This window comes from Oceanobacillus sp. FSL W8-0428 (assembly GCF_038004405.1).
Taxonomy (GTDB): domain Bacteria; phylum Bacillota; class Bacilli; order Bacillales; family Amphibacillaceae; genus Oceanobacillus; species Oceanobacillus sojae.
In genome coordinates this window covers 1,238,584-1,253,448 of the sequence record NZ_JBBORB010000001.1, presented here as the reverse complement: position 1 = coordinate 1,253,448, position 14,865 = coordinate 1,238,584, and the positions used below count along the sequence as shown (strand labels likewise).

General features: G+C 34.0%; 9 protein-coding genes. 6 read left to right on the top strand and 3 right to left on the bottom strand.

What is annotated here, in order from left to right; all coding sequences use genetic code 11:
- Positions 1-341 precede the first annotated feature (341 nt).
- Positions 342-1,520: a multidrug effflux MFS transporter gene (locus MKY30_RS05530; protein ID WP_341083019.1), complete on the top strand. Its 1,179-nt coding sequence runs from the start codon at positions 342-344 to the stop codon at positions 1,518-1,520.
- 315 nt (positions 1,521-1,835) lie between these two features.
- Here MKY30_RS05530 and MKY30_RS05525 read toward each other — a convergent pair whose 3' ends face one another.
- Positions 1,836-3,026: a coenzyme F420-0:L-glutamate ligase gene (locus MKY30_RS05525; protein ID WP_341083018.1), complete on the bottom strand. Its 1,191-nt coding sequence runs from the start codon at positions 3,024-3,026 to the stop codon at positions 1,836-1,838.
- 171 nt (positions 3,027-3,197) lie between these two features.
- Here MKY30_RS05525 and MKY30_RS05520 point away from each other — a divergent pair, with 171 nt between their 5' ends.
- Positions 3,198-4,085, top strand: coding sequence for a LysR family transcriptional regulator (locus tag MKY30_RS05520; protein WP_341083016.1), 888 nt, complete (start codon positions 3,198-3,200; stop codon positions 4,083-4,085).
- Positions 4,086-4,289: 204 nt separating this feature from the next.
- Positions 4,290-4,958, top strand: a complete 669-nt coding sequence (locus tag MKY30_RS05515; protein WP_341083014.1) for a DNA alkylation repair protein — start codon at positions 4,290-4,292, stop codon at positions 4,956-4,958.
- 270 nt (positions 4,959-5,228) lie between these two features.
- On the opposite strand, the gene MKY30_RS05510 is transcribed toward MKY30_RS05515, so the two are convergent.
- On the bottom strand, positions 5,229-6,458 hold the full coding sequence (locus MKY30_RS05510; RefSeq protein WP_147212646.1) for a dicarboxylate/amino acid:cation symporter: 1,230 nt from the start codon (positions 6,456-6,458) through the stop codon (positions 5,229-5,231).
- Positions 6,436-7,305: a prephenate dehydratase gene (locus MKY30_RS05505; protein WP_341083012.1), complete on the bottom strand. Its 870-nt coding sequence runs from the start codon at positions 7,303-7,305 to the stop codon at positions 6,436-6,438. Before MKY30_RS05505 ends, MKY30_RS05510 begins: the two co-directional genes overlap by 23 nt.
- Positions 7,306-8,176: 871 nt before the next feature.
- Here MKY30_RS05505 and MKY30_RS05500 point away from each other — a divergent pair.
- The 3 genes from MKY30_RS05500 (at position 8,177) to MKY30_RS05490 (ending at position 14,265) form a co-directional block, all read left to right on the top strand.
- A complete protein-coding gene (locus tag MKY30_RS05500; protein ID WP_341083011.1) occupies positions 8,177-9,898 on the top strand; it encodes a methyl-accepting chemotaxis protein in 1,722 nt (573 codons plus the stop codon).
- Positions 9,899-10,810: 912 nt separating this feature from the next.
- Entirely contained in the window at positions 10,811-12,070 is a 1,260-nt protein-coding gene (locus MKY30_RS05495) for a DNA methyltransferase (RefSeq protein WP_341083010.1), read from the top strand.
- Positions 12,067-14,265, top strand: a complete 2,199-nt coding sequence (locus MKY30_RS05490; protein ID WP_341083009.1) for an ATP-binding protein — start codon at positions 12,067-12,069, stop codon at positions 14,263-14,265. Before MKY30_RS05495 ends, MKY30_RS05490 begins: the two co-directional genes overlap by 4 nt.
- Positions 14,266-14,865: the final 600 nt, after the last annotated feature.

The following is a 14,865-nucleotide window of genomic DNA, read 5'->3' as shown; positions in this document are numbered from 1 at the left end:
TCAATTGGCTTGCTGAAATTGTCAATGATGAAAAGACAAGAAACCTGCGTTATTGCTTAGACCAGTATATCTTATTCTGTGGAAAAGAAAGAACAAATGCAGATTGATAACGGCTGCAAAATTGACATAGAATAACATGGCGATTCACCTTACAATAAAGTTATACCAGTTTCAAAAAAAGTTGTACTGTTTTAGTCTTTGATGGTACAATTTTTTTGTATTTTAAATTAGAAGGAAGTGAATTCATGAGTGAATTAGAAAAAATTAAGCTCATGAAGCCGCCAATTCCCGAGCTGCGATGTTTTTCTTTCAAACCTATAATTATCTAGGAGAGGATTGTATTGAAGAAAAACATCGGGGACAAAACACCCAGCTTATTCTTATTAATTGTATTAGTAGGCTTCCCACAAATTAGTGAAACTATTTTTAGCCCATCATTACCTTCTATTGCAGAAGCATTTGAAACTTCTATGAATGATGCACAGCTTACGATGAGTGTGTACTTTATTGCTTTTGCATTCGGGGTATTCTTCTTTGGGCGTTTATCAGATAAAATCGGCCGGCGCAAGGCAATGCTTTATGGGCTGTTTTTATATTTTGTTGGTAATGTACTTTGTTTAATAGCAAGTGAAATGGTGGTTTTATTAGTTGCACGCTTTATTCAAGCATTTGGTGCAAGTGTTGGTTCTATCGTGACACAAACAATTTTACGCGAAAGCTTTTCAGGCGTTGTACGACACAAATTGTTCGCTCAAATTTCAGCTGCTATGGCCTTCACACCTGCTGTAGGCCCGTTAATAGGTGGCTTTACGGATTATTATTTTGGCTTTAAAGTGATATTTTTTGTATTGGTAACTATGAGTATTATTGTATTTTGCTATACGTTTTTTCGCTTACCTGAAACAGCGTTAGCTAATATCGAGATGAAGCCGCTGCTGCCAATAGTAAAACGTATGGTTACAAATGCCCGTCTATGGCGCTATGGTGTAATAATAGGTGGTATTAACGGTGTATTATTTAGCTATTATACTGAAGCACCGTTTATTTTCACGCAATACTTTACACTAACAAGTGCAATGTATGGTTTTTTAGGTATTGTCGTTGCGCTCGCTTCTATCGCAGGTGCGATGCTATCTAAACGACTCGTCAGCCACACAAAACCTGAGAAGATTATCGTTTTCGGGTTAGCCATTATGTTCATTGGTACAGTGCTTGCTACATTAGTACACTTTTTACCGATTTCATTACAAATGCCAACCATGATTGTTAGTATATTTATTATTCTATTTGGCACAGGAACGGCTTTACCAAACTGTTTAAGCTTAGCGCTCATTGAATTTCAAGATGTCATTGGTTCTGCGGGTGCGATATTTAGCTTAGGTTATTATTTACTCGTCAGTGCTGCAACCTATGGTATGAGTGTTTTCCATAATGGGACAGTGCTTGCGATGCCACTTTATTTTTTAGCATTAGGGATTTTTATGCTTTTAATAAGCTTACCTTTACTTTATAAAAAATAAACTTATGGGAAAGAATCCATTTTGTTCAATCTTTTTCAAAATGGATTCTTTTTATTTATCTTGAAATCTGGTTTTTTTGGTATTTTTAATCAAATTTTATTTTAAAGCTGCCGAATTTTTCAATGGAATAATGTGGCTTTTCACCATAAAAAAATATGTTATTTGATGTAGAAGAAAATGAAGGGTTAGAGTTAATTACAGCTTTTGAAGTCTAAAATATACTATTACGAATGCTGTGGGGTTTCCTCTACCCAACCTATAAAAAAGGACAAAGGAGATACTCTCCCTCGTCCTATACATTTTTCCCAGTAACACTTATTTCGTATAATTATCAAAATACCCTTGAATAAAAACAATCGGCGTCCCTTTATCACCGCTGCCTGAAGTTAAATCAGACAGTGAACCGATAAGGTCCGTTAGTCTCCGTGGAGTAGTTCCTTGCGCTTCCATCGCTCCGACTAAGTCATCCTCTTTCTCATCAATGTACTTAGAGATGGCTTTTTTGAGTTCTTCCCCTTTTAAGTCAGCAAATTGATTATCTGCCAAGTATTTTAATTTAATTTCATTCGGCGTTCCTTCTAATCCAGCTGTGTAAGCAGGGGAAACAACCGGATCTGCCAGTTCCCATATCTTTCCTACAGGATCTTTAAAGGCTCCATCCCCATAAATCATGACCTCAACTGTTTTACCTGTCTTTTCCTTCAGGATTTCTTGAATGCTATCAACGACAGGCTGACAATTGTGCGGGAATAGCTTTACACTAATTTCTGTTGCTTTATTCGAGCCCAGTAAGCCATAAGCGTCATTAAAGCCACTTCCGTCAATGGATTCAGAAAGAATATTATCGAGACTATAAATTTTTTCACCGCCATTCGCCTTTAAAATTCTTTTCGTTCTCTCCCGTGAATGAATATCACAGCAAAGTACACTCTTTGTGTATTCCAAAATTGTTTTTGAATCATTTGAAAAGATTACTTCACATTCTATTCCGTATTCTTCAACCAGGGATTTGTAATAATCGATATAATCTACGCCTGTGAAGGTATGTTTGTTGTAGCCAAAATGCTCCCGAAATTGCTTTTCTGTTAGAACATCTGTCCAAGGGTTTATCCCTTTTTCATCAAGTGTATCTAAATCCACTAAATGGTTGCCTACTTCATCAGAAGGATAGCTTAGCATTAACACGATTTTCTTGGCTCCTTTTGCGATTCCGCTAAGGCAAACAGAAAAACGGTTACGGCTAAGGATCGGGAAAATCACACCGACTGTATCATCCCCAAATTTGGTTTCAACATCTTTGGCAATGTGGTCAATGGTGGCATAGTTGCCTTGTGCACGAGCCACAACTGACTCCGTAACAGTTACAACATCTTTATCCTGAATGGTAAAGCCCTCAATCTCTGATGCTTTTAATACACTATCCACAACGATTTCTTCAATACGATCTCCTGTATTAATGATGGGACAACGCAATCCTCTGGCAATCGTTCCTACAACTCTTTCCACAATAATTCGCTCCTTCTTTGCAATCTGGCTATATTTGATAAAAAGTTCACTTTTTTAAAAAAGTATCGTACTAATACACTAACATTCCAAATAGTCTCCTCTTGTAATATACGGCTTTTAATGATATAAGTAAAGTCAATATATCTAATATGGGGTATAAGGGTGGATTATATGATAGGTAAATTGGATTTATATTATCTTTTTTATATAGTTGGTAAAAACAAAAGCTTTTCCAAAGCGGCAAAAGAGCTATATATGTCACAGCCGGCAATAAGTCAATCAATGGCACAATTAGAGAAGGAATTAGATACAAGGCTTTTTAATCGGCTGTCTAAAGGTGTAACGCTGACGGATGAAGGAAATTTATTGTTTGAATATGTCAGCTCAGCACTTCAATTTATACAAGCTGGGGAAGAAAAGCTTTTAGAATTTAAAAATTTAATCATTGGTGAGTTTAAAATAGGGGTCAGCGATACCATTTCGCGATTTTTTCTGCTTCCTTATTTAGAAACATTTCATAATCGATATCCAAATCTTAAATTCAAAATAGTCAATGGGACGACGTGGGAAATTATAGCTGCCTTAAAAGCAGGGGAAGTCAATATCGCTGTCTGTAATCTCCCCGTAGATGACAAGTCATTAAAAGTTAAGCCTTTATTGGAAATTCAGGATACGTTTGTATATGGCGAAAAATATCAAAAAGAATTATCTAAGCCGACCAATCTGGAAGAATTGGTTAAGTTTCCGCTTATTTTATTGGACAATTCCAATTCCCGGAGATATGTGGAAGAATTTTTTCTTACAAAAGGTATTACAATCCAGCCGGAATTTGAGTTAGGTTCACATGAGCTGTTGTTAGAATTTGCAAAGATTAATCTTGGTGTTGCCTGTGTTACAAAAGAATTCTCTGAAGAGTTTTTGGGAGAAGGCCTGCTTCATGAAGTGACCTTAACGGAGCCTATACCGAAAAGAAGTATTGGGATATGTTATTTAAAAAATGTTCCGTTAAATAGAGCTGCAGAAAGGTTTGTTGACATTATGGAAGAAAATATGAGATAAAAATCAAGGATTGAAAGTCGGTGAAAGAATTTTTATTTAGATATACCGCGGATAACCGTACCATAAATAATGGCGAAATGAATCACTCCTTTTACAGTGTTATGGTACAATTGTGTGCAATAAGACTTTTAACAAAATTTAGTTATAGATATATGCCACCAATGATATATTATGAAACAGTGCTTGAATAAGGAGTTGTCTCAAATGCATAAAAATAAAAGCACAGAAATAAAACGCTCAGCAAAAGCAGAAAACATTCTATCTCAGATCAATAGTCAAACGAAGCTGGGCGACTTAAGAAAAATCGCGAAGGAAATTAAAAAAGATCACGAACTAGCTATGGAACTTTGGTCAACCGGAGATTTTTTGCCCAGACTATTGGCAACCTTAATTATGGACAAAAAACTTCTTTCACAAGATGTACTAAATAAGCTTGATAAGGATATGCAGACTCACCCATTTGATGAGCGAAATAACTTAATGGATTGGATAATGGCTAATCAGCTCACCAAAGCCAAGAAGACAATTGCACTGATGGAGTCATGGGAAAATAGCCCTTCTGCTCTTCAAAGGCGAGCTTTCTGGTATTATCAAGGTCGATTGAGATGGACTGGAAAAACACCGCCTGATAACACTGCAGACTTACTATCTGCATTAGAAGCTAATATTACGCAGGAAGAACCGGAAGTTCAATGGGCTATGAATTTCACTGCAGGCTGGATAGGCGTTTATGATGAAAAAAATCGTGCACGTTGTATGAAACTTGGTGAGAAAACGGGTCTTTACAAAGATGAAATGGTATCAAAAGGATGTACTCCTAATTATTTGCCGGAGTTCATTACGATTGAAGTTAACAAACGTATTAATAATTAGTTACCACTGAAAAATTCATAAGGGTTTGATGTGAAAATAAAGGAATTCAAAGCCTCAATATGGAAAGGATTTGAAAGTAAGATTCCAGATCCTTTTTGCTTGGAGAGAAATTTCAAAAATATGATATGTAGTTAAACATTATAAGGCTTGATGCAATCAGTAAAGAGACGAAGACAAAAACCAGTAAAAAGAGGAATTTCACATCGAGTTTTGATGTGAAATTCCTCTTTCTTTATTTTAGGCTTGTTAAGTCCCCGCCCTCTACATATTTTAAGATTTCCTGGCTTTTAATTTCAAGGCCCGTTTTTCTTCTGATTTATCAATCAGGACTGCTGCGGCGGCATCACCGGTAACGTTCATAGTCGTATAAGCCATATCAAGTAATCGATAGATGGCTGCGATAGGGCCCATCAATTCAATCGGCAGATTAAGAAGTGTAAGGAATGATGCTCCGAGCACAATTCCGCCTCCTGGAATACCGGGTGCTGCCATGTTTAAAATCGTTGCAATAATGACGAGGTAAATAATTTGGCCGACACCGAGCGGAATATCATAAAAGTCCGATACAAAGACAGCGAGCAGACTAAACGACACTGCTCCGCCTGCCATATTAATAGTCGTTCCCAATGGTACAACAAAGTTCGTAATAGATTCGGAGACTTTAAAATCATTTCTGGTTACTCTCATTGTTGTTGGCATCGTAACAGCAGAGCTTGTGGTCGATAGAGATACAAGCCATACTTTATAAATGCCTTTAATAAAATCAATCGGACTGCGTTTACTATACAACCAAGCTGGAATTAGCATCACAAGGATAAATACGATAATACATGCGAAATATGCTGTGAAAATATATAACCCAAGTGCAGAGAAAATACCGGCACCATATTCAGCAACAGCGAATGCCATCAGCGAAATAATCCCAATCGGTGTCAGTTCCATGATGAAATCAAGAATTTTAAAGATGACCTTGGACAGGCTGTTGATAAACGTTCTGACTGGATCCGCCTCTTTCCCAACAACAACAATAGCTACGGAGAAAATAAGCGTGAATAAAATGGTTGCAAGAATATCCCCTTCCGAAATTGCCTGGAATAGATTACTAGGTACGATATTCATAAAGAAATCTGCGAAACTTGGATCGGTGACTTCCCCATCATATCCAACAGCATCAATATTAATTCTCTGACCAGGGCGAATCAGGTAGGAAATGACTAAACTGATTGCTGCTGTGGTAATAAACATAGCAACAAAGACGACAATACTCTTCAAGCCGATCCGGCCGAGATCACTGGAGCTGCCAATATTAATAATACCAGTAGAGACTGCTACAAAAATAATTGGGATAATCATCATCTGGATTAAATTTAAGTAGATATCTCCGATGAATTTTACCTGAATAGAGAATTCGGGTAAAAGGATACCAAACAGGATTCCGAGTCCAAATCCAATTGCAATTCGGGTGAATAAGTGTTTCTTAGCTGTTAAAAGTTGTTTCATTTTGTAAGACTCCTTTGTATGCCGGGATTTTACCTTTACGGTAACTGCCTAAAATATTTATATATGTACAAATACCTTTTAACTCTTTTAATGCCATATGAAGTGCTTCGTTACCAAGGCCGTTGTCAATATCGATAAAGAATCCATATTCGAACGGCTTCGTTTGAATTGGGCGGGACATTAAGTAGAGCAAATTAGTATCATGCTTTTTAAAAATGTTTAAAATATCGCTGAGTGAGCCAGTGCTATGATTTACTTCGATATAAATAGATGTTTTATCGTGTCCACGATTTACTATAGGCTTTTTCTTTTTGAAAAATAAGAAGCGTGTTGTGTTGAACGGATTGTCGCTGATATTTTCCTGAAGCACTGTCATGCCATATAATTCTGCAGCATGACTTCCTGCTATGGCAGCGATAGTATCATCCTCTGCATGTTTAACCATTTCCACTGCACCAGCTGTATCCATATGTTCAAGGACCTCGATATGCGGATACTGACTTAAATAGGTGTAGCATTGTTCCAGTGCTTCTGGATGAGAATACACTTTTGTGATTTCCGACAGCTCGATTAGATGCTTTGTAATGAGTGCATGGTCAATTTTCACATAGATTTCATCCGTCACTGTTACATCTAAATACTTCATTAAATCAATTGTTCTTGTAATAGGGCCGCTTGTCGAATTTTCTACTGGCAATGCAATATAGTCGACCTCATCATGGAGCAATGCATCCACTAATGATCGAAAGGTAAGAAACCCTTTTGTCTGATAATTATTTTCCCCGCTAAACCTTTGGCATGCGATCGTACTGTAACTGCCTTCCACACCTTGATAACCAATTAACAATATACTCACTCCTCCGATGATGATAAAAAAGACCATTTATGCTTCAGCCCTGAAAAAGGAGAGAAACGTAAATGGTCTAGAAAATATAAAAAACCAGCCGCTTCGATTTCTCCTGGGACTGGTTAAACATTTTTACATGTCAATCAGCCATCTTAGATATAGGGCATCTATATCCGTGAGGGCCTATAGACGCTATCTAAAAATAGCTAAAAAAGAAACGATTTAATTGTCGGGATGTATGCTTTAACATAATGATCACTCGAATCTTTTAATTGTTAAGTAAATTCTAACGATTTGTTTGTGGATTGTCAATAAGATAATGGGAGTATTATGTTTTTAAAATCGCTGCGAATTCTAAAAGGAGTAAAAAACCAATGATATTTCTGCATAACCAGGGTTATAATTTAATTATAGTAACGTATTAAGACTTTAATGATAATAGATATATTACTTATAAGGATTTATAGTTTTTAAAATTTAACAATCCGGTGCTGTAGTATAAAAACAAATACGAGTTTCAATCAGAAAAGGAATTCATTTTGATTATTTCATATCAAATGGATTCTTTTTTTGCATTACCCAACTTACCTTAAAAGCAGTGTTTTGTCTGGAATCAGATTCTTGATTTAATGGGAAATAATGCATCTATTTCATAAATTCTGTCGTTTTTTATTAAAATTCCCTTTATAAATAGTTAAATATACCGATATATAAGATGGACCTATTAACCTACATAGCAAGACAAATTACCTGTTTTTTTTGAAGGGGATATAAAATTCATTCAGGAGAAGCAGGCTTCAAAAAGGAAAGTCTTTTTAAGAATAGAAACAGTGAAAATCTACTGTAAATCAAATTGGAAGGAAGAAGTAGCATGTTCAAAAATAGAAAGAGGAAGAAAATCAAACCTATTTTTAATCTGAAAAGCATTAAAAGCAAGATTATCTTTGCATTTTCCATTGTTATTTTATTAGTTCTTTTTTTAGGCGCTTACAATTCCATCACGATTAAAAGAATGAATGATGAAACAACCAAAATGATTGAAGACAATCTCCAGATGTTAATCGCAAACACGGGATTGGAAACCGCTATGGCCAACCGGATAGCAGCAGCCCGCGGATATGTATTGACCGGGAATACCGATTTCAGGGAAGATTTTGAAGCGTATACAGAACAGGGAGCCGAATTTGAAGAATTAGCAAATAGTGTTGGCGTCTCACAAGAATTAGAGAATTTAATTCGTACGACTAACGTGTGGCAGACCGCTATCGTCGGCGATGTTTTTGAAGTATATGACCGTGGCGATGAAGAGCAGGCGATATCGAATCTGAACGGCCTTTCATTTATGGTTGATAGTATTACAGCAGAATATGAGGAGATGGCAGCAGCTTCAGAAGCAGCCATTAATAAGGGCGGGGAAAAAATTATTGATCACGGAAAAAACACTGTAATCATTGTCGTTACAGTTTCGATTTTAATTCTCATTCTAAGTATGACAGCAGCACTTGTTACTGGAAATGTTATTTCAAAACCAATTAAAGCGGTAATGCAGCGGATGAAGCTGATTGCCAGCGGAGACCTGAGCCAGGATGACCTGCAGAATCAGAGCAGAGATGAAGTCGGGCAATTAGTTGATGCTACCAATGAAATGGCGAATAATACACGTAACCTGATCAGACAGATCAACGAGGTATCTGAGACAGTTACAAATCAAAGTGAAGAATTAACACAGGCAGCAAACGAAGTAAAATCTGGCTCCGAACAGGTCGCCATCACAATGCAGGAGCTGGCTGCAGGCTCTGAAAAACAGGCAGACAGTGCCAGCAATCTGGCGGATATTACTGGCACCTTTACAACAAAGGTACAGGAAGTAAATGAAAATGGCGGACGTGTTCAGCAATATTCCGATATGGTGCTTGAAATGACAACAAACGGAAGCAAGCTGATGTCCTCCTCCACAGAACAAATGAGCAGGATTGACCAGATTGTACTGGGGGCAGTTGCTAAAGTGGAAGCACTAGATACGCATTCTCAAAAAATCTCCCATCTTGTTGCGGTTATTAAGGATATTGCGGGCCAGACCAACCTGCTGGCATTAAACGCAGCGATTGAAGCAGCAAGAGCAGGTGAGCATGGAAAAGGATTTAGCGTTGTGGCCGATGAGGTGAGAAAGCTTGCCGAACAGGTCGCTGTCTCCGTCACAGATATTACAGATATTGTAGCGAATATCCAGAATGAAACAAGTACAGTTGTTCAATCATTAAAGGATGGATATAGCGAAGTAGAGCAGGGGACAGATCAAATCGTTACTACAGGAAAAACTTTTAAGGAGATTAATCAATCTATCTCTAATATGGCAGGAAATATTACTCTCGTTGTTAAAAATTTAGTTGATATTACTGCAAGCAGTCAGGAAATGAAGGGGTCTATTGAAGAGATTGCCTCTATTTCTCAAGAAGCAGCTGCCGGTGTTGAACAAACCTCGGCATCGGTTCAGCAGACAAATAGCTCTATGGAGGAAGTTGCGGGGAGTTCGGAGCAGTTGTCGAGACTTGCTGAGGAGTTGAATGGGTTGGTTCGGCGGTTTAGGGTTTGAATAAATGTAACTATTAAAAATAGCTATATTGATAATTACTTCGATTAAGATGAGTTGCTTAGTGATATCATTGTATAGGGTATTCATTAGATTATTAGGGGGTGTTTTCAAAAAATCAAGACTATTTATATTTTTATGGGAAACGAAATACAAAGTAAATGAACCATAATTTAAATTTGAAATATAAGGTATGTGGGAAAAAGGGAGGAGTGAGCTGTTTATTTGACGGGATTAATTCTCACGTGCTCCTCTACTTACCCATATCATATCTCGATATAAAAAAGATCAATCAGAAATTTATTGTTGTATTACAATATGCAAGTGATAGTTTTCTAGTAAAATTGAATGAAAATGATTCTTATCCTGGTGAACCAGGTATGCTAGGTATCTTTGATAATTTTTTTGTTGGGTTATTATAGTTTTTGAGGGATTTAAATTCTTTATAAAAGCAAAATGACTTTTCAACTAGCATCATTACTTTAGCTTAGTAGTTACAATAGTTAAGGTTTTAATAAATTATAAAAGACAATAAATTTGTAATATGTTTAAATGGATTATATAAATAAATAATGGTAAAATATAACTATAAGTATAAGTATAAGTATAAGTATAAAGGTGGAATTTTAGATATTGAATATATTTTGTGCAACAACCTAATTTGAATCAATAATAACTAATAAGTTAATTGTATATTTACATAGAGAACTGTAATTAAATAGAGAAGGAATAAAGTTTAGATTATTAATAATTATAAGGCTTATAATGGGAATTCGCTTCTTATTATGTGAATTAATTGAAAAATAAAATATTAATAATGAATGTGGTTTACTTTGTTTAAATAAATTGTATATTTGGAATTTATAAATATGAAACTAGTGATATAAAAAATTTAAATATCTAAGGAGAAATCAGATGGAAAGTGTATATCGATATATATCAGATTTTGATTGTATTAAAATAGATAAATATTGGAATTTTGCAGATGAGAAAGAAGATAAAGTACACCAAATACATTCATATCCGGCTAAGTTTCCTGCGTTTATTACGACAAAAGCAATTGATTATGCAGAAAATAAAAAAATACATATTGAAACAATTGGGGATATATTTTGTGGATGTGGGACTGTTGCATATGAATCATTAAAACAAGGCTATAATTTTTTGGGCTATGATATAAATCCTGTAGCTGCTTTAATTGCGAGAGTAAAGAGTAATAAGTTAGATTCATTAATTTTAAAAGACTATTATGAAAAAATTATTAAATTGAGTAATGAAAATTTAAGAAGTGGAATAAAGGAAGATTTCAACTCGCGAATAATATATTGGTTTGAGACAAAAAGAATAAAAGAGTTAGAGGCAATATTACTAGCAATAAATAGTGTATGTAATTTAGAGAATGAGTATAAAGATTTTTTTCTGTGCGCTTTTTCTAATATATTAAAGCCTACATCAAGGTGGTTAACCAAGTCTATAAAGCCAACTATTGATTCACATAAAATAACTAAATCAGCTTTTTATAATTTCGAAAAGCAATTTAATAAAATGTATATTGCTAATACTGAATCTAATATCCAAGAGAAAGGAAATGCTGATATTAGGATAACTGATTCTTTAGAGATTGAAGGTTCTAATAAGGTTGATTTGTTAGTAACAAGCCCTCCGTATGTCACATCTTATGAATATGCTGATTTACATCAGTTGTCACTAATATGGCTCCGTTTTGGAGATGATTATAGGGAGTTCCGAAAAGGTACAATAGGAAGCATTTATAAAAAATCTATTGATAAAGAAAGTAATCTGAATAGTATTGGAAATGATATAGTAGAAAAATTAATGAAAAACGGAAATTCAAAATCAAGAATAAAAGCTATAAAAAAATATTATTCAGATATGGAAAAAATTACAGATAAAACCTACAAACTCTTAAATGAAAATGGGATGGCTATATTCGTTATAGGTAATACGGAATATAAAAATGTTAAAATCAGGAATGCAGAGCATCTAGCCCTGGCGATGATTGAATCAGGATTTTGTGAAATTGAAGTTACTAAAAGAAAAATTTCCAATAAAATATTGACCCCTTATAGAGATAATCAGGGGAAATTTAGTAAAGATAAAAATGGACGAAAAATTTACTCAGAGGAATTTATTATTGTTGGGAGGAAATTATGATGACGGAAGTAATGAAAATTAACCCTAATACTAGACTTTTAAAAATGTTAGGAGAAGATTTAATTAAAGATGAAAAAACTGCAGTAATTGAACTTGTTAAAAATTCTTATGATGCCGATGCAAGAAGGGTTAGAATTTTCTTTGAGAATTTTAGCGATGAATTTGAAGCTAGCCATGCTTCCGAAATATTTATAATTGATGATGGAGAAGGAATGTCTAAAAATGAAATAAAAAATAATTGGTTAAGTCCAGGAACTGACAATAAGAAAAGAAAAAAGAAAGTGGGAGAAAAAACTAGTTTGGGTCGAGTTTATCAAGGAGAGAAAGGTATTGGAAGATACTCAATGCTTAAACTGGCGAGGTCTGTTGAGGTGTTTAGTAAGAAAGTTGAAGATAATTTATGGAATCATGCAAAAGTTGATTTATCTGATTATGATGAGGATTACATATCTGAAGAGGAACATAGTAGTAATTTACTGTCTGATCTTAATATCTTATATGATAATCAAGAATGTTTAGAAACAAGCTTGATTCCTTTTATTGAAGAAAAAGGTACAATAATTAAATTAACTAATTTAAATGGAAATTGGAACGCAAAGAAAGCAACAGAAATATACAATGATCTTGCAAGGTTAGAACCAATTACCAAACTGATCCATGGTTGGCAATCTAACAAGGAAATAAATTCATATTTTAATGAATTTAAAATTGAATTTTATTTAAATGGAATTAAAACAATTCACGAAGAAGTTTTTTTAAATGATTTAGAAAAATTCTTAAATTTACAAGAAAAGAAATGTATTCTATCAATCAAAAACGGAATTTTTGATGATAAAACAGGGACTTTTGAATTTTATGCCAATGATATTAACCATAGAGTTAATGTTAATGACAATGTTTTTAGGAAATTACCTGCATTTAAAAGGTATTTTGAGGAGGAAAGAGAAAATTTTAAAATTAAAGACTTAAAATGCGGGCCATTTAATTTTGAATTTTATGCATTTCATTTTAATTCTAGGGAAAAATACCTTGAAGATTATAGATTAACTCACGAAGAAAAGGCATTAATCGAAAACCATAGAATATATTTATATAGAGATAACGCTAGAGTATATCCTTACGGAGAAACGAAAAACGATTGGCTTTCAATTGATGCTTTAAGAGGACTAATAAAAGCAAATGCATTTCTAACTAATGGTCAAACAGTAGGTTTTGTTTCTATTTCCTATGATAAAAACCCAAAGCTTCAAGATAAATCGAACAGAGAGGGTTTAATTGAAGAAGATGATATTACGTTTGAATTTATTGCTTTACTTCAAAGCCTACTTAATTATATAAGAGTTATTATTTATAACAATGAAGTGAAAAAAATTAAGGATGTTGGAAAGAAAAAAGAAAATGATAGAAAAAAAATACTTGATGAACTAGAAAAAAGAAAGCAAGAGGAATTAGCGAATCAAATAAAAAAAGAACAAGAAGAAAAAAGAAAAAATCAAGATAAGTTAGCTAAGCAAGAATTACAATTGAAGGAAAAAGAAGTACAGCTAAATACAAGGGAAGAAAAGATTAAAAGAAAAGAAAATAGAATAGAAGAAGAAATAAGAGAAGAAATGAAGGATAAAGTAAGTACTCAAATAGTTATGACTGAAGAAGAAGAAGAATTTTTTAAATCTTCCGATGTTATTAAGTCTTCATTTATAGGGGAAAAAATACCGATGGGGTATAATCCATTACTAGAACAACTTTCACGTTTAAACTATAATGATTTTTATTTGTTGTATAGCTTAGTTTTCCGAGTATTTATAGAGGACATTACGAAAAAATATAATGTAAGTCGAAATCTTTCAGATAGGCGAGGCCTAGGTGAAAAAGTTAATTTAATGATTAATGATATGCTTGACATTGTTAAAGATAATAACTCATCATTAACAGCTAATCAAAAAAATGAACTGTTATCCTTGCTTGGTGGAAAAGAACCTTTTAAGAATGAACTTAATGTAATCAAAGCACAATTTTATAAAGATGGTCAGCAACAGATATTGGCAACAAAACTAAATTCATTCACACACAATCCAAAGTATATAGAGCGAAAGGAGGCTTTATCAATAGCAAATAATACGATTCTCCCTTTGATAATTTTATCTCAAAAAATTATATCATATGTTGAAAGTGATGTATCTTATAAAAAAATATAATATTCTGCCCTTAAGAATATTATCGAAATCGTTTGTGTGAATAAACAGACAGTTTTGCAGTTCTACTTTAAAAAGTAAAATAAAAGATAGTGGCTTTTCCCTTCTTTAGTGAAAGTCACTATCTAATTTTATTTTACAAATACATCCACCATCCTGTTAATATTCTCCTCCATTTTATTTTTTTGGAATTACAGCAAACAATAAACGGATAGTATTATTAGTGGTTATACGACACTTACCTGCCCGTGAAAGAATTGTACGAAAACCATGAGATATTAATCAACTGGTTCATGATTTAAGGTCACTTAACAGCAGAAATAAAATAAGTACAAATACATCTATAATAAGATTTAACAAGTAATAGGAGGTAGTTTAGTTATAAAATTGATTATGGCCAAGGGATTTTGCCACCCTTATCATGTTATTTACCACTTATTGCGAAGTAAACCGTAGAAATGAGGTTAGAGTTTTCGATACTTCTTCTAAATAACTTACTAGTCTATTTTATAATAATTTTTCAATTTGCGAATGGTGTCTTTTTTTGTCTTAATTTATTGACTCACAGAACGCTTGTGTGTATAATAACCCTAATAAAAGTTA

Bases quoted from the DNA above. Each gene is read 5' to 3' on its own strand.
- MKY30_RS05520 (WP_341083016.1), top strand. From the start codon at position 3,198: ATGATAGGTAAATTGGATTTATATTATCTTTTTTATATAGTTGGTAAA.
- MKY30_RS05515 (WP_341083014.1), top strand. From the start codon at position 4,290: ATGCATAAAAATAAAAGCACAGAAATAAAACGCTCAGCAAAAGCAGAA.
- MKY30_RS05510 (WP_147212646.1), bottom strand. From the start codon at position 6,458: ATGAAACAACTTTTAACAGCTAAGAAACACTTATTCACCCGAATTGCA.
- MKY30_RS05500 (WP_341083011.1), top strand. From the start codon at position 8,177: ATGTTCAAAAATAGAAAGAGGAAGAAAATCAAACCTATTTTTAATCTG.
- MKY30_RS05495 (WP_341083010.1), top strand. From the start codon at position 10,811: ATGGAAAGTGTATATCGATATATATCAGATTTTGATTGTATTAAAATA.
- MKY30_RS05490 (WP_341083009.1), top strand. From the start codon at position 12,067: ATGATGACGGAAGTAATGAAAATTAACCCTAATACTAGACTTTTAAAA.